The sequence below is a fragment of the Cohnella thailandensis genome (assembly GCF_014212135.1).
GTDB lineage: Bacteria > Bacillota > Bacilli > Paenibacillales > Paenibacillaceae > Cohnella > Cohnella thailandensis.
Genome location: NZ_JACJVQ010000008.1, coordinates 148,539 through 164,589 on the forward strand (window position 1 = coordinate 148,539; position 16,051 = coordinate 164,589).

Sequence of the window (16,051 nt, forward strand, 5' to 3'; positions counted from 1 at the left end):
AATCTCCTCCTGCCGTCACGGGGACGTGGTCGTAGTCGCATCCTGATTCCAGCTCTGCCGCGTCATGACTCCCCAGGTGTTGTTTTTGCGCAAATATTCGATATGTCCTTGGAAGCGCCACAGAACGCCGAGCTGGTAATAGCCCAGGAACATAAGCGCGGAAAATCCGATCATCTTGGCCATATCCTTCATGCGGGGATACCGCTGGAACGCGAGCTGTTCGAGCACGAGCGATCCGACGGCGAGCAGGTACCCGCTCAGGAAGTTGATCGCGGCGAAGACGAGCAGCACCGGCCACTTCGTCATGTCCATTGCCACGTAGCCTATCAGCGCGAGCAGGCCCGTCAGCTTGAAGTACGGGTTCAGCGTCTCGAACAGGACGTTGTAAGGAACGGTAAGCATTCCGAACACCTTGTACTTCGGGCGGAAAAACATGTCGCGGTTCTCGATCATGTTCTTCAGGTTGCCGCGTCCCCAGCGCTTGCGCTGGCTGCTCAGAATCCGGTAAGTATCCGGAGCCTGCGTCCAACAGACGGCATCGGGGCAATAGGCGACCCGGTAGGGCAGCTTCTGGTCCAGCATGTGCCGATGAAGCTTGATGATGATGTTCATGTCTTCTCCCGGATATCCGTCCCGGTAGCCGCCGACCTCGACGACCTTATCCTTGCGGAACATGCCGAACGCGCCGGAGACGATAATGAGCCCGTTGATATGGCTCCAGCCGATCCGTCCCCCGAGGAATGCCTTCATATATTCGAGGGTCTGGAACATCGGCCACATCTTGCGCGGCAGCCGGACGTCCTCGACGACGCCGTCCCGGATCGTGCAGCCGTTCGCGATGCGAACGTTGCCTCCGATGGCGACCGTCTCCGCCGGATTCTCCATGTAGACGCGAGCCATCCGGATCAAGGCATCCTTCTCCAGCAGCGAATCCGCGTCGATCGAACAGATAAGCGGATAGTGGGACAGGTTGATGCCGGCGTTCAACGAGTCGGCTTTGCCGCCGTTCGGTTTGTCCACGACGAACAGGTTCGGGTATTCCGGATTGTGATAGACGGTCCGGACCTGCGTGCAGTCGATCGAATAGCGAATCGTCTCGTCCTCCTTCGGGACGAGACCGAACGCTTGGATCAGCACCTTCAGGGTGTTGTCGTTCGAGCCGTCGTTGACGACGATGACTTCGTACGTATGATAATGAAGCGTAAGCAGATTTTTTACGTTGTCGATGATGGTAAGCTCCTCGTTGTACGCGGGAACGAGAAGCGAGACGGGCGGCGCGGATTCCGATCCGGCCAGCGACTGGAACTTGGAATAAGCCGCCCCTTTCCTCATGGCATAGACGCCTCGATAAGACAGAAACAATATGACGAAATAAATCAGCGTGACGGCGACGACGTAATACGTGATCGCCGATCCGTAGCCGAGCAGAATCTCTCTCATGGCCAGTATAAAACCCCTTTCTCAAGCCAAAACGCCTTCGGCGCCCTGTCGACGCCGAGTAGCTTTGCGGAGACGATACGGGCAAGCGCGGACCCTGAAGCACTCTTGAAGCACTCTTGAAGCACTTTTGAAGCACTCTCAGACCACTCTCGAACCTCTCAAGCCGCTCTGGATAATCCCTTGAAACGGCCCCTTACGAGGCGGTTCTCCGTCTCCGGCCGGAAGTCTCGCGGAGCACGGCGAGCGCCGTCTCCCGGCGGATTTCCGAGTCGGACTCGGCCGCTTCGCGAAGCGCCGCGATGCCTCCTTCGCCCAAGCGGGCCAGGCTGCGCCCGCTGCCGAACCGAACCTGCCATTCCGGATCGGAGAGGCCGGCGGCCAGCATGCCGACGCTCGACGTCAAGCCGAGCTCGCCGATCGCTTCGGCCGTGACGGCGCGAACGTCGGGCTCGGGATGCGCGAACAGCCGCGCGATCCGCTCCTGGGTGAGCGCCTTCCGGTTCTTCAGCAGAAGCCGGGCGGCTTCCAGGCTCAGCTCCTTCTCCTCCGAGCCCGTCAGCTTGTACAGCGTGTCGGCCACTCCGTCCGCCGGCGAGCCGGTCATCGCGGCCAGCGCGAGCTTCACCCGCTCGGGATCGGAGCTGCGCAGGAAAGTCGCGAGCATCGGCGCGTAATCCAGCTCCGATTCCCTCAGAATGTCCGCGATGAGCGGCTGCGCGTCCTTCTTGTGCGACAGCAGAACGTCCGTCACTTCGCGCAGCTCGTCCGCGCGGGCGGCGCATTTCGCGATGGCCCGCGCCGGAATGTAGGCAAGCGGCCCCGGCTTCAGCGACTTCAGCAGCTCCATCATGCCCGGAACCGCCTGCGCCGAACGCATGCAGCCGAGATGGTAAGCCGCGTCGAGCTTCACCCATTCGAACGGGCTGTCGAGCCTCTTCAGTTGTTCGGAGACAAGCCCCATCCGTTCCGCCAGCTCGATCAATCTTCTCTGCGGAACGCCCTTGAACTGCTCGATCCAGTGGACGAGCCGTTCGCGAACGATCCGTCTCTCCGCCTTCGAGAGCGGCGCGTTCGGGATGAACAGAGGCTCGTCGCCGTCCGCGTTCGCGAGAATATAGGTGAACCAGTCGCTGAACCTCGCCCGGAACGCCTCTTCGTCGCGGCGCTTTCGAATCTCCTTCAGCTTCATGGAGAACAATACCCCGAGGCCGACGACGATAACGCCGACCAGAACGGCGATAACCGCTATCGCGATATTCATGTTCGAATACAACTCAATTCCCTCCCGTCTTCGGCGTCGCGTTCAATCGCTTAAACGTCTCCTGCATCGCCGAATAGCTAGGCTTCAATCGTTCCGTGTACGTCACCGCGTCCCAGCCGGACCACGTATACTTGGCCAATTGCGAGACCGGATAAGCGCCGCCGTCCGGCGTATCGAGGCCCGCCGCTTCCCCCGTCTCCTTGTTCACGATCCAGGGAACGAAGCGAATTCCATCGATGGCGGTCGTCTTGAACGCCTTGTCCGGCATCTCGTAGCTGACCGCCGTAAGCGAGCTGGGATCGGCGAGGCCGAGCAGCATCCACGGGATGCGCACCTCGATGAAGTCTCCTTCGTACTGCCACATCGCGAGCGAATCGTAAGCGGCGCTGGCGGGGCTGTTCGTTCCCCGGCGCAGCGAGCCGACGTCGCTGTCCTCGAACGGATGGGCGTACTTCGTGTCCGGCGGCTCCATCTTCAGGCTGACCGGAAGCTTCCACTCGTTGAAGAGCCCCGAATCGTCCTTGATCTCCTTCTCGGACATCACGATCATTCCGTACACGTAACCGTACAGCCTTTTCTCCATATCGTAGTTCGCCGCGATCTTGACGCTTGTCTCCTCGTCGCTTCCGATCGTCAGCAGCGTCTCCAAGCCTTCGTCCAGCGTCTTGCCGGCCAGCTCTTCCCCGTGCTTGTTACCGCCCGGAAGCGTGTCGGTCCCGATCTGGATCCTCTCCTTGGACGGATCGAAATCGTGATCGAGATGGATGCCCAAGTAGACGTAAGCTTCGTCGTGCGCGGCTTCGATCCCGGCAATCCCCGGCACTTCCGCGGCAATGTCCGACTTCTCGTCCTTCTTCAGCTTTTTCCAATCGGAGTCGTCGCCGTCCATGCGAATCTTGTTCTCCAGCCCGGAATACATGCCGAGCAGGCCGAATTGCTTCTCGTTCGTCAGGACGTTCAGCCAATAAGCGCGGCGATCCTCCGGAAGCTCCATCGGCATCGTGTTCCACGTCTTCTTGAACCATTCGTCCTGCCACATGAACAGGATGGCTCCCGCATATCCCTCGTCATGGATCGTCTCCGTCAGCTCCGCGTCGATCTCGCCCTGCTCGACCTCGTTATGCCCGCCTTGCGAGCGGCCGAGCGGCGCCACGTGGGAGATTCCCGAGGAAGACGGGACCCCGTACTCCGTTACCATGATCGGCATTCCGGCGTGGTAAGCCTTCAGTTCCTTCAGGTAAGCGGCATAAGTATCGGCTTCCGTATCGCCCTTGCCTTCCGCGTTGTACCGGAAAAAATCCGGGTAATACGGATAGACGTGATAAGAAGCGAAATACCCGGCGCTCCAATGCAGCGGCTTCAGATGCGTCGCGTCGACGGCGGCCATGTCCTCGGTAAAAAGAGGCTCGTTCGGATGGGACAGCACGTCGGTGGTCACCCAGTTCGTGAAGCTCATCGGGTGCTGCCACCCGTAAGCCGCTTCCGTCTGCGCCGCGAAATCGACCATCCCGGCGAGCCACGCCTCGAACGGAGACGCTTTGGCCGTCGTTCCGAAGTAATCGCCCGTATAAGCGGCCTTATCCGCGTGAAGCTTGTTCGTGTTCGCCACCATCTCGGGGTCCCATTCGGTTCCGATGCTCCAGCCGAGCAGGTAAGGCCCCGCGTTCGCCTTGTAATCGCCGGACGATTTGCCCTGCGTATCGGGCATCTCGAGGTCGCCGTACACCGCTTTGACGTCGCTTGCGATCTCCTCCCGGAACTGCGCGACGATATCGGCATCGTAGGCATCCTTCTTCTCGATCAGTTGCTCCTCCGGCGACCAGATTCCTTGAATAAAGTAGAGCGGATCGTCCGCGTGCTTCCGGTTGTAAGCCACCAAGCTCTCGTAGAACACCGGCTGATGGCGCGTATACACCCGAATGACGTTCGCGCCCATCTCCTTGATCTGACCGAACCAGTTCATGTAGTCGTCCCTTGTTATCGGGAATTCGCCCGGAAAATAACCCGGAACCGTAGCCCCGAGATTGACGCCTTGAAGGAACAGCGGCTCCCACTTGCCGTCCCGGAATATCTGGACCGTCTCGCCTTCGGTCTTGAACTTGATCTGCGTTCCGTCCGCTTGGATGGCGCTCTCGATGGCCGGAACGGCATCGGCGGATCGCTCCCGGAGGTAGAACCCGCCTGCCGCGACGGCCGCGAGCAGAACGAGCCCCGCCGCCGCGCCTTTGCCGCCCTTCCACCAAGCTCTTTTTTGGGAATGGCTCATCGTTCCCGCTTATTCCACCGTGACGCTCTTGGCGAGATTGCGCGGCTTGTCCACGTCGTAGCCGAGCGCGGTCGACGCGTAATAGGCGAGAAGCTGCAGAGGGATGACCGAGAGCGCCGGGGTTAGCATCGGATGCGTATCCGGAATCGTCAGCACGCGGTCGACGCGGGAAGCGAGGTTCGCGTCGCCTCGGCTGCCGCTTGGGCTGGCGATGCCAAGCACCGTCGCGCCGCGGGCCATGACCTCGCGAATGTTGCTGACCGTCTTCTCGTACAATTCGGGCTGCGTCGCCAACGCGACGACGGGCGTGCCTTCCTCGATCAGCGCCAGCGTGCCGTGCTTCAATTCGCCCGCCGCGTACGCCTCCGAATGAATGTACGAGATTTCCTTCAGCTTAAGGGAGCCTTCCTGCGCCACCGCGTAGTCCATCCCGCGTCCCAGGAAGAAGAGGTGGCGATGATGCGAGATCTCCTCCGCGTAGGAGCGGATCTCTTCGGCTTGCTTCAGGGCCTGCTCCGCCTGCTCCGGAAGCTTGCGCAGCGCCTCGACGATCGGAGCGAACTCCTCGTCCGGGAGCGACCGGCGGGCGCGGGCCATATGAAGGGCCAGAATGTAGAACGCGAGCAACTGCGTCGAATATGCCTTCGTCGATGCGACGGAGATCTCCGGGCCGGCCATCGTGAACAGCACGTCATCCGCTTCCCGGGCGACGGAGCTTCCGACCACGTTCGTGATCGCGATGACATGCGCTCCTTGGCGCTTTGCTTCCCGCAGCGCGGCTAGCGTATCCGCCGTCTCGCCGGATTGGCTCACGACGATGACGAGCGTATCTTCGGCGACGAGCGGGGATCGATAACGGTATTCCGAGGCCACGTCCGCCTCCGCCGGAATGCGGGCCCAGCGCTCGAGCGCCTGCTTGCCGACGAGTCCCGCGTGGTACGCGGTGCCGCAAGCGACGATATGCACCCGTCGGAACAGCCGGATTCTCTCCGGAGTCAGCGTCAGTTCCGGCAGGTGTACCCAAGGATACGCGCCGAGCAGGCGGTTGCCGATCGTATCCCGGTAGGCCCTGGGCTGCTCGTGGATCTCCTTGAGCATGAAGTGATCGAAGCCGTCCTTCTCCGCGACCGCCAAATCCCAGTTGACGCGGAACGGCTCCTTGGCGATCGGATTGCCTTCTATCGTCATGAGCTCGACGGCATCTCTCGTCAGAACGGCCATCTCGCCGTCGTCGAGAATGTAAACGTCGCGCGTATGCTCCAGGATCGCGGGAATATCGGAGCCGATGAAGTGCTCGCCATCCCCGAGCCCGATAATCAGAGGGCTATGCAGCCGAGCCGCGATCAGCTTGTCCGGTTCCTGCTCGGACAGCACCGCCAAGGCATAAGCGCCGCGCATTCTAGCGGTTGCCCGCTGCACCGCCCGAACGATGTCTCCCTCGTATTCGGAAGCGATCAGATGGGAGATGACCTCGGTGTCCGTCTCGGAGACGAAGCGGACTCCGGTCTCCTCCAGCTCTTTTTTGAGCTCCATGTAATTTTCGATAATTCCGTTGTGCACGACCGAGACTTTCATCTGGCCGTCCGTATGGGGATGCGAATTCTCGTCGGAAGGCTTCCCGTGCGTGGCCCAACGGGTATGGCCGATGCCGACCGTTCCCGTCGCCAGATCGTGGCCGTTCAGCCGATTCTCCAGCTCCTTGATGCGGCCCTTCGCCTTCACGACCTTCATGCCGCTGTCGGTGCACACCGCGATTCCCGCCGAATCGTACCCTCGGTACTCCAGCTTCCGCAGGCCTTCCACGATGATTCGTTCCGACGGCTTAGCGCCTATATATCCCATAATTCCGCACATTGCTAACGTCCACTCCTCGTCCAGCTTACTTGCAGGGAAGGACCCCCTCTTTCGAGCCATCCCTGCCGACCTAATCACTATAAACCGGAGCCGAGGCGCCAAACCTGAGGAAATCTTAACATTAGGGGGCCGGCTTCTCAGAAAAGGATTAGAATCGGAAATCGTTCGTCCGTCCTTATGCGGCGAGGTAAAAATCTTCCATGCGAGGTAAAGCCGTAGCTCGATAGGGATTTCGAGGATGGATTTCTTTTCCTTACAGAAAAACCGGGGTTGCGATCGTTTTTAAAAAATTATCATGTCATTTTTCAGAGTTCGGGCCGTTAAGAGCAGGTTTTCGGTGGGGGACGGACCAAAATATCCCTTGTGCTGCGAAAAAGAGCACTTGGTCCGTCTGTTCGAGCGGCTAGGGGGCGTGCGGCGGCGAATTCGCCTGCCTAAGGAACGCCGAAAAGGCGGTCTCGGATCGAGACTGCCTTAGGGTTCAACGCATCCCGCACGGGATGCGACTATCAGCAAAACACTTCGTTAACCAACAACATCGAGCTATTTCAATCCACGCATCCCCTGCGGGATGCGACAGCGATTTAAGGTCGTAAAGGAACACTTTCTTCCTCTTGCGACCTAAAACCGCATAAATTCAAAAATCAAGCAATAATTAATTGCAGATAAACAATAACATACAAACATTTTGTTCGCCATTTCCAGGTGCGAAACCTACAGGAGAATCATGTGAACTTCCTATTCGCACTGTAGAAAGCAATCACTTTACTTTCGAAATCATATTCTATAACCCTTAAGTAACTTAGATTGAAGCTGCGAAATTGGGCCCAATCCTATTCACTTACTCCTGTAATAATAGGGGACACCTGATCTTCTTTTAGAACTCCTTTCCCTTATCATCTACCCCACAGCCGGCTCCATCAAAACCAAGCTCCCGCTACTAGCGTCCAAGTTCGCGAACGCGCCGATCGGCAAGGCGGCCTTGTACGTGCCGTGGCCGGAGGCGATGCCCGTGACGAGCGGCTTGCCTAGCGGAACCATGAAGTCCTCGATCAGGTCTTCGTACGACTTCCCATACGCGTCCGCGCAATTGGTGCACTCGCCCATGACGATGCCGGCAACGCCATCGAATTTGCCGGCCAGCTTCATCTGCTCCAAGTACCGGTAAACCGTATTGATCGGCTCGTGGGTCTCCTCCAGCAGCAATACCTTGCCTCGGGTATCGATCTCGTATGGAGTTCCTAGCGTTCCTACGAGCGACGTGAGGTTGCCTCCGGCAAGCGGCCCGAACGCGTTGCCGGGAACTCTCCCTCTCATCGGAGCCATCTCCGGAGGGTTGGCGATCGACCTCGGGACGTCCGAGGAGGAAGCCGCCGCAAAGAATTGATTGAAGTTATATGCCGGGGTTTCCGGCTTGAAGTCGATAAGCATAAGGCTGTGCAGCGTAACGAGTCCGGAGAATTGCGAGATTGCGTTGAGCAGCACCGTGATGTCGCTATAACCGCTGATCAGCTTCGGGCGCGACCGGATGACGCCGAAGTCGAGATAAGGAAGAATGCCTTCGACGCCTACCCCTCCGCGGGACGGCAGAATCAGCCGCACGTTCGGGTCGGCGAACATCGCCATCAGATCCGCCGCTCGCCCTTCCTCGCTCCCCGCCAGAAAACCGTTCTGATCGAAGACATGCCGCCCGACGACAACCCTGAAGCCCATGCCCTCCAGATACCGGATTCTCTCGCGAATCACGCCGGCATCCAGCGGGCTGCCGAGCGTCACGATGCCGACCGTATCTCCCCGCCGCAGCGCGGGCGATTGAACCGCCATCCCCTCGCCTCCTCTAAAGAAGAGCATTCGCACGCTAGCCCGTGGCTTTTTCCGACACCTTCTCGTTCTCTTTCTCTTCATTCCTCATGATCATCAGATTGCGGAAGTAGATAAAAATTCCCGGCACCTGGCCGAGAATGAAGACGGGGTTCCTTCGGTAGATCGCATAGATGGAAAGCATGCTGCTGCCGAGAATGCTGAACAGCCAGAAGGATCGGGTGACGACGCTTCTCCGGGCCCGCTCGCTCGCGATCCATTGAACGATGAACCGGCCGGTGAACATGATTTGGCCGATAAGGCCGAAGGAGATCCAGAGCAGCTCCTCGACGGTTAGATGACCGGTCAGCTTCTCCCACATGCCTATTCGCCTCGAATCTTGAATGGGATTATCGGGCCGGAGCTCCTATTTCTTAATCAACTATATGTGTCACTTCCATCCCTAAGAAGCTCCGATGCTTCTTAAGCGGGTTTGCCTCGCTTGCTCCTTCGGCGGCGAACGATCAGCCAGACGCCTCCTCCGAGGATAACGAGAAGCGCGGGAGCTCCGACGATCAGAATGTTCTTCAAATTCGGCGCGTTAAAATCCAGCTCGAAGCGGTTCGGCTCCGTGAAGGAGAAAGGCCAAACCAGCGTTCGGCCGCCGTCCTCCGTCCCGGGAGCGTTATTCGCGCCGGGCTTCAAGGGGAACGTGACCTTGAGGTCGAAGTCCAGCTGGCTCAGCACCAGCTTCTTCACAAGAGGAGAGAGCGAGGACAGCTTGTCCGTCATGCTCTCCGAGTCCGCTCCCCCGCTTCCCTCCATCAGCTTGTCCGTATCGACCGTAACCGCGACATGATATTTAGTGTAGAAAAAGTGCTTCTCCGAGCTGTGTTCGACTTCGACTCCTTCCGGAAGATCCATCGGCTGCTGCCTCATCTCCTTAAGATCGAAGTGCCGTGTTCCCTCCAGCACCTGCTGCCCGTCCTTCTCGTAAGCCTTGAACGCCATCCGGTCTCCCGCGACTCGTTCCGCCGCCTGCCGAAGCAGCTCCGGCTTGCCTATCAGGTCAAGCGCTTTGCTGGAGACGGCCAGATTCAAATGGAGGTCGGCGGTTGCGTCCCGGTTGATCTTCAGATGAGCCTGGCCTTGCACGCAAGAGGTCAGAAGGAACAAGCAAGCGAGCAGAAGGACGGCAACGGCTGCCATGCGCCGGCGTCCCGTTAACCGGATCGCCGGCCGGATGGCGGCGCTGGGCGGGGTATGTTTTGCGGGCTTCGCCCTCATGGGATCCGCCTCCATTCCTAATCGTTGGTGTCTATACCTCTTCATTTGTACTGCAACGCCAGGCGCAAAGTCAATCGACCAGGGTTCTAGAGGATGGTTTTGCCTAGCAGGGAGGCGCACAATTCGACGGCCAGCCGGGCGGTTCTGCCTCCGCTGTCCAGAGTCGGATTGACCTCGACGATGTCGAGCGAGGTGACCTTGCCCGATTCCGCCAGCAGCTCCATCGCCAGATGGGCTTCCCGGTAGCTCAAACCGCCCGGAACCGGGGTGCCGACTCCCGGCGCTTCCGAGGGATCCAGCGAATCCATGTCCAAGCTGACGTGCAGAGAGGCCGTTCCTTCTCCCGCGATCTCCAGCGCTCTGTCCATCACCGTTTTCATGCCCAGCCTATCGATGTCATGCATGGTGAAACACGCGATTCCATCGGCGCGGATGAGCTCCTTCTCTCCCGGATCGAGGTCCCTTGCCGCGATCAGGACGAGCTTCTCCTTGCGAATCGACTTGCCGCTTGCGCCCGACAATTTGAATTGCGCTTTGCCGAGTGCGACGGCCAAGGGCATGCCGTGCGCGTTGCCGGAAGGGCTCGTCGCCTCCGTATTCAAATCGCTATGGGCATCGATCCAGATAACGCCAGGGCTGCCATCGCGCTCCGTAATGCCGGAGAGCGAACCGATCGCCACGCTGTGGTCGCCTCCGAGCACGATGGGCATATAGCCATTAGCCGTTAGGTCTGCCACCTGCTCGCACATCAGATCGCTCATCCGGCGCACCTCGATCTCGTATCGCATGCGTCCCCCGCTCGGCAGGCCGGTCGGCCTCTGCGGGCACAAGACGTCTCTAACCGTTATTTCTTCGATACCCAAGCTCTCCAGCTGTTTAAGGATCCCGGCGTTCATGACGCTCCGCGGCCCCAGCTCTGCGCCTTCCCGTGCTCCGCCGAGTCCGAACGGGACGCAGACCAGTCCGACTTTCTTTATGCGCATCCAATCGCCCTCCCTCCCCCTGCTATCCGACAAGAGAGGCACAACGGGGGTCTATTCCATTGTATGCTCGCGGTCCGCTGCGCGTTTTCGGACCTAATCGCTCTATTTTGAAAGTAAACTTGCTAACTTCATTCGGACGCGGTTCTCTAACCCGAATTTTTCGGGCTAGAGCTCGTAGAACACCTTGTTTGGGCCCTGCAACCTGAATTTTTCAGGTTGGAGCGGCTCGGGCGCCATGAGTCTCATTCAATTGGAGAACGCTCGCAAAACGTATTCGACGGGGGAAAACCTCTTCTATTCATGTTTGCCCTGAATTTGGATATGCTACTGTGGACACGGCCATCAGGAGGAAGGAGGCGATCGTTACGTCCCCAGACAGCACCGGCGAATTCGTCCAGAAGATCCAGGACAATCAGAAGAAAGCCGAGAAGAACCGCAATCGCGCCAAAGGCAGCGAAGGCAACGTATTGCCCGGCAAGCAGCACAGCACGAACAAATAAGCAAAAGACGCCTAGCGGACCGATGAGCGGCCCTTGGCGTCTTTTGAAGTTGTAACGGAAGTGAGAGACGTTATTTCGCTCCAAAATCTCTTTTCTGAATTCTAACGGAAGTGAGAGACGTTATTTTGGAGCAATAGCCAGAAATCAGGCCGCTTCGCCTAAAATAAGGTCTCCTGTTTCCGTTAGAACGGAAAAGAGCCATTCTTAGCAGAAATAAGGGCTATGAGTTCCGTTATAGTTCGCATCCTCGACGCCTAGCTGCCCCCTCCCGCTTCACGGGGCACGCCGCATACGAAAACGCCGAACCCCTATCCAGGGCTCGGCGTTTGCCTTTCCGCGCCGGATCGTCCGGCTAAGTCCCGATCAAAACTTCGGAAGGATATATTGAATCAGGAAATACAAAACTCCGAAGAAAATGATCAGATAGGTCGCGTACTTGATGATGGCGGTCCCTACTTTGCTGGAGTCCGATTTTTTCTCGACGATCCGCTCTTCGACGCCTACGTTGCGATGTTCGATTGCCATGGGTCATCATCCTTTCTTGTCCCAGATTGGATGCTCGTAACGGTATTACCCTGACGCCCGACGATTTAATCATGCGTTTCATTCCGCGGGACAAGTGGTAAGGAGGGGGCAAGCAAGCCTACATCAGCCACAACCAAAGGAGGAGACGCATATGTTATATTGGTCGGTCGTGTTCCTGATCATCGCCATTGTCGCCGCTATCTTCGGTTTCGGCGGAATCGTCGCCGCCGCGGCAGGCATCGCCAAAGTGTTGTTTTTCGTCTTTATCATCCTGTTCATCCTCGGACTCATCTTCGGCGCCCGCAACAGAGCCTGAGCCCACGCGATAAAAGGGGTCTCCAACCGTCATTCGATGACGTCGGAGACCCTCTTTCCCTTTTTCCTCTTACTTAAAGGTAGAATTGTCGTAAGACTTCTGAAGGATTTCAAGGTAGCGGTCCAGCTTGAGGCCGTTTAAGCCCTTGATGTAGCTGTCCCAGTCCTTGTCCAGGCTCTTGTTGCCGGTGATGAATTGCAGCGTGTTCTCGTCGATGTACGTCCGGATGTTCGTCTGCAGCATGCTGGCCTCGTCGGTCTCGGCCGGGTCGAGCCAGAGCGCCCAGATCGGGAACAGCTCCTTAGGCTCCTTGCCTTCGTACAGCAGCGAAGCTTGGTACAGGCGGCGTTCGTAGCCGGTCGAGTCGTAGATATCCGTGCCTTGCACGAAGCTGTCGCGGTATTCCTTCGTCATGTAGAAGTGGCCCATTCCGCTCCAACCCGCGTTGCGCGGCGCTTCGCCTTCGGCGGCCGGAATCGGCGCGAACAGAGGCGTTACGCCTTCTCCGAGCGCGACTTCGCCCTCCGTCGGCTTTCTCCAGTCGATGCCTTCCAAGCCCGATGCGGCGTTCGTCTGGCCTTCCGGCGTGAACAGGTAGTCGATGAACTTGATGAGGGCGATCTTCGCTTCCTCGCTGGCCTTGTTCGTGATCGCGAACTTCGCTCCGGGCGCAACGCCGCCGTTGTCGTGGGTCGCGTACGAGACGCCGTTCGGTCCGGTCAGAGGAGGAACCGCGTTGTAATCCTTGGAGTACTTGTTGCCCTTGTCGATGTTGACGAAGATGGCGGGGTGCATGCCGGCGCCGGCGCCGAGAATTTGCACGTCCGCGTTCTCGCCGATCTTCTTGAACGCTTCGGAGTTCTGCGTGAACGCGCCCGGATCGATCAAGCCTTCGTCGTACAGCGACTTGATGTAGGCGAGCCCCTGCTTCCACTCCTCCGTCGTCGCCGAAGAGGACACCTTGCCGTCCTTCAGCATCAGGTGGTTCCGGTCGTCGTCATAGACGAACGCGTTCATCAAGTACGGAACGATCCGTACGCCGTAGTCTTCCGTGGAGCCGCTGAGAGGAACTTCGTCCTTCTTGCCGTTGCCGTTCGGATCGTCGTTCTTGAACGCTTCCAGCACCTTCTTGAAGTCGTCCGTCGTCTTCGGCATCTCGAGATTCATCTTCTCGAGCCACGTCGTGTTGAGCCACATCTTGTTCGGATACGAGCAATGGAAGCATTGCGCGTACGAAGGCAAGCCGTAGATGTTGCCGTCCGGAGCGACGCTGAACGCCTTGAAGTCCGCGTTGCTCTCCAGCGCCGCCTTGATGTTCGGCGCGTATTGGTCGATCAGGTCGTTCAGGGGGACGAGCACGCCTTGTTGTCCGTACTTGAGAAGGTCCGCCTGCGAGAATTGATCGATGTAGGCCGTGAGGATATAAGCGTCCGGATAGTCCCCGCTGGCGAGCGAGATCTGGCGTTTCTCCTTCGCGCCGTCGGAGGGGACGGCCTCGAAGTCGAAGTCGATGCCGAACTTCTCCTCCGCGAAGAGGGTGAACTTGTTCGTCGCCAGGTCGATGTTCGGCTCCTGGACGGCGAACACCTTGATCTTGGTCGGTTCGGCGGCTGCCGGCTCCGAGGAAGAGGCGCCGGAAGAGGACGGCGATTCCGATCCCGAGGCGGAGCCGCCGCTTCCTTCGTTATTGTTGCCGGAACAGCCGGCCAATAGGCCGCCGAGCAGCAGGGCGATCGATAGAAGGCTTATCATTCTCTTTTTCAAAATGGATCTCGCTCCCTTTTCCCGAATATAGGTTCGAATCATCCTTCGACAATCTGATCTTGCGTCCATCCGTGCCGAGAAGGCTCCGCGCCGCCTCCGGCATCCCCCCCTTCATGAGAAGCTCCCGGCCGATTCAGCCTTTGACCGACCCGACCAGCATCCCTTGGACGAAGTGCCGCTGCACGAACGGGTAAATCAGCAGCACCGGAAGGGTGGCGACGACGATGAGCGAATATTTGAGAAGCTCGGCGAGCTGCTGCCGCTCGACCTGCTTCATCGCGTCCATGAGGGAGCTGCCGCTGTTGTTCTGGATGATGATGCTTCGCAGGATAAGCTGCAGCGGATATTTGTCCGCGGTCTTCAGGTAGATCAGCGCGTCGAAGTAGGCGTTCCATTGGCCGACCGCGTACATGAGCACGAGAACGGCGATAATCGGCTTGGACAGCGGAAGGACGACGCTTCTCATGAACCGCAGGTCGCTGCAGCCGTCCATGTCGCTCGCCTCCGCGAGCTCCTCCGGAATCGAAGACTGGAAAAACGATCTCGCGATGATGACCTGCCATACCCAAATCGCGTTCGGAATCAGCAGCGCCCACCGGGAATCGATCAGGCCGAGAGCCTTGACCACCATATAGGTTGGAATCAGCCCGCCGCTGAACAGCATCGTGAAGGTCACGATCATCATGATCGCGTTGCGTCCGAAGAACGTCCGCCGAGACAGCGGATAGGCGAGCATGACGGTCAACGTGACGCTGATGAGCGTGCCTGCGGCCGTATAGAAGAGCGAGTTGCCGTAGCCGGTCAGGATCTGCGGATTTTTGAACAGGGTCTCGTAGCCTTTGATGGAGAAATCGACGGGCCACAGCCACACGCGGCCGGCCGAGACGGCGGACGGACTGCTGAGGGAACTGCTGAAAATATAGATCAGCGGATAAAGCACCGCGACGAGCACGACGGACAGGACGGCGTAGACGACGATCAGGAACAACCGGTCGCCCGCCGATTCTTTGATCCGGGTAGTAGCGTTTATCATGGAATCACCTCTTGATTACCAAATGCTCGAGTTGGAAAACCGTTTGGCCAATGCGTTAACCGAGAACAGCAGGATCAGGTTGATGACCGAGTTGAACAGGCCGACGGCCGTCGCGAAGCTGTAGTTCGCGTTCAGCAGACCGATCCGGTACACGTACGTGGCGATGATCTCCGAGCTGGAGATGTTCAGGTTGTTCTGCAGCAGGTAGATTTTCTCGAAGCCGATCGCCATGACGTTGCCGACGTTCAGGATGAGTATGATCGTGATCGTCGGCAGGATGCCCGGCAGGTCGACGTTCCATATTTTCTGGAAGCGCGACGCCCCGTCGACCTTCGCCGCTTCGTACAGCGTCGGATCGACCGCGGACAGAGCCGCCAGGTAGATGACCGCCGAATAGCCGGCCGTCTGCCAGATCTCCGACCAGACGTAGATGGACGAGAACATGCCCGGATTGCCGAGGAAGTTCATCGGTTCGAGTCCGAGATGGCCCAGGGCAACGTTGACGAATCCAAGGCGCGGCGCCAGGAAAAGCATGATGATCGATACCATGACGACCGTGGAGATGAAGTAAGGCGCGAAGGTGATCAGCTGCACGGCGCGCTTGAACTTCCGGCTGCGGATTTCGTTCAGCATGAGCGCCAGCGCGATGGGAATCGGGAACCCCGCCAGCAGCAGATAGAAGCTGATGAACAGCGTGTTCTTGATGAGCGTCCAGAACACCGGATTCTCGAAGAACATCTCGAAGTTCTTGAAGCCGACCCAAGGGCTGCCCCAGATTCCCTTCGTGACGTAATAGTCCTTGAACGCCAGCACCGCATTGAGCATCGGATAGTATTTAAAGATCAGAAAAAACAACAGCGGCGGCGCGACGATGAGGTACAGCTGCCAGTGCCTGGCGAAGCTCCTTCGCGCTCCCAGGCCTTTGGTTGCGGCTTCCAACATGAATCCCTTCTTCCGAACGTGATGTGTAATGAGAGCGCTTTCCCGTTGAACAATCCCCATGATAGGGGCTTTCCCGCTTG

The 16,051-nt window shown here is 58.5% G+C and carries 14 protein-coding genes; 2 read left to right on the forward strand and 12 right to left on the reverse strand.

Going from position 1 to position 16,051, the window contains the following annotated elements; all coding sequences use genetic code 11:
- Positions 1 to 15 precede the first annotated feature (15 nt).
- The 8 genes from H7B67_RS12110 to rocF all read right to left on the reverse strand — a co-directional run bounded on the left by H7B67_RS12110 (position 16) and on the right by rocF (position 10,891).
- On the reverse strand, positions 16 to 1,440 hold the full coding sequence (locus H7B67_RS12110; RefSeq protein WP_185120087.1) for a glycosyltransferase family 2 protein: 1,425 nt from the start codon (positions 1,438 to 1,440) through the stop codon (positions 16 to 18).
- Positions 1,441 to 1,633: 193 nt separating this feature from the next.
- Positions 1,634 to 2,713, reverse strand: a complete 1,080-nt coding sequence (locus tag H7B67_RS12115) for a HEAT repeat domain-containing protein (RefSeq protein ID WP_185120088.1) — start codon at positions 2,711 to 2,713, stop codon at positions 1,634 to 1,636.
- Position 2,714: 1 nt separating this feature from the next.
- On the reverse strand, positions 2,715 to 4,967 hold the full coding sequence (locus H7B67_RS12120) for a glycoside hydrolase family 5 protein (protein WP_185120089.1): 2,253 nt from the start codon (positions 4,965 to 4,967) through the stop codon (positions 2,715 to 2,717).
- Between the two features lie 9 nt (positions 4,968 to 4,976).
- Entirely contained in the window at positions 4,977 to 6,821 is a 1,845-nt protein-coding gene (glmS, locus tag H7B67_RS12125) for a glutamine--fructose-6-phosphate transaminase (isomerizing) (protein WP_185120090.1), read from the reverse strand.
- Between the two features lie 900 nt (positions 6,822 to 7,721).
- Positions 7,722 to 8,645 (reverse strand): S66 peptidase family protein, encoded by a 924-nt coding sequence (locus tag H7B67_RS12130; protein ID WP_185120091.1) that lies wholly within the window; start codon positions 8,643 to 8,645, stop codon positions 7,722 to 7,724.
- Positions 8,646 to 8,679: 34 nt separating this feature from the next.
- Positions 8,680 to 9,003, reverse strand: a complete 324-nt coding sequence (locus H7B67_RS12135) for a lipid-A-disaccharide synthase N-terminal domain-containing protein (RefSeq protein WP_185120092.1) — start codon at positions 9,001 to 9,003, stop codon at positions 8,680 to 8,682.
- Between the two features lie 101 nt (positions 9,004 to 9,104).
- On the reverse strand, positions 9,105 to 9,908 hold the full coding sequence (locus tag H7B67_RS12140) for a hypothetical protein (RefSeq protein WP_185120093.1): 804 nt from the start codon (positions 9,906 to 9,908) through the stop codon (positions 9,105 to 9,107).
- 86 nt (positions 9,909 to 9,994) lie between these two features.
- A complete protein-coding gene (gene rocF / locus H7B67_RS12145) occupies positions 9,995 to 10,891 on the reverse strand; it encodes an arginase (protein ID WP_185120094.1) in 897 nt (298 codons plus the stop codon).
- A 329-nt stretch (positions 10,892 to 11,220) separates the two neighbouring features.
- Here rocF and H7B67_RS12150 point away from each other — a divergent pair, with 329 nt between their 5' ends.
- Positions 11,221 to 11,391 carry a DUF4023 family protein gene (locus tag H7B67_RS12150; RefSeq protein ID WP_342592589.1) on the forward strand — a complete coding sequence of 57 codons (171 nt, stop codon included), beginning with the start codon at positions 11,221 to 11,223 and terminating at the stop codon, positions 11,389 to 11,391.
- Between the two features lie 363 nt (positions 11,392 to 11,754).
- Here the strand turns inward: H7B67_RS12150 and H7B67_RS12155 are convergent, their stop codons facing one another.
- On the reverse strand, positions 11,755 to 11,916 hold the full coding sequence (locus H7B67_RS12155; RefSeq protein ID WP_185120095.1) for a hypothetical protein: 162 nt from the start codon (positions 11,914 to 11,916) through the stop codon (positions 11,755 to 11,757).
- Positions 11,917 to 12,067: 151 nt separating this feature from the next.
- Here H7B67_RS12155 and H7B67_RS12160 point away from each other — a divergent pair, with 151 nt between their 5' ends.
- On the forward strand, positions 12,068 to 12,232 hold the full coding sequence (locus H7B67_RS12160; protein WP_185120096.1) for a DUF1328 domain-containing protein: 165 nt from the start codon (positions 12,068 to 12,070) through the stop codon (positions 12,230 to 12,232).
- Between the two features lie 69 nt (positions 12,233 to 12,301).
- Here H7B67_RS12160 and H7B67_RS12165 read toward each other — a convergent pair whose 3' ends face one another.
- From H7B67_RS12165 to H7B67_RS12175, 3 genes are all read right to left on the reverse strand, one after another.
- On the reverse strand, positions 12,302 to 13,996 hold the full coding sequence (locus H7B67_RS12165) for an ABC transporter substrate-binding protein (protein WP_425353910.1): 1,695 nt from the start codon (positions 13,994 to 13,996) through the stop codon (positions 12,302 to 12,304).
- Between the two features lie 133 nt (positions 13,997 to 14,129).
- Positions 14,130 to 15,029: a carbohydrate ABC transporter permease gene (locus H7B67_RS12170; RefSeq protein ID WP_185120097.1), complete on the reverse strand. Its 900-nt coding sequence runs from the start codon at positions 15,027 to 15,029 to the stop codon at positions 14,130 to 14,132.
- A gap of 15 nt (positions 15,030 to 15,044) precedes the next feature.
- On the reverse strand, positions 15,045 to 15,971 hold the full coding sequence (locus H7B67_RS12175; protein WP_185120098.1) for an ABC transporter permease: 927 nt from the start codon (positions 15,969 to 15,971) through the stop codon (positions 15,045 to 15,047).
- Positions 15,972 to 16,051: the final 80 nt, after the last annotated feature.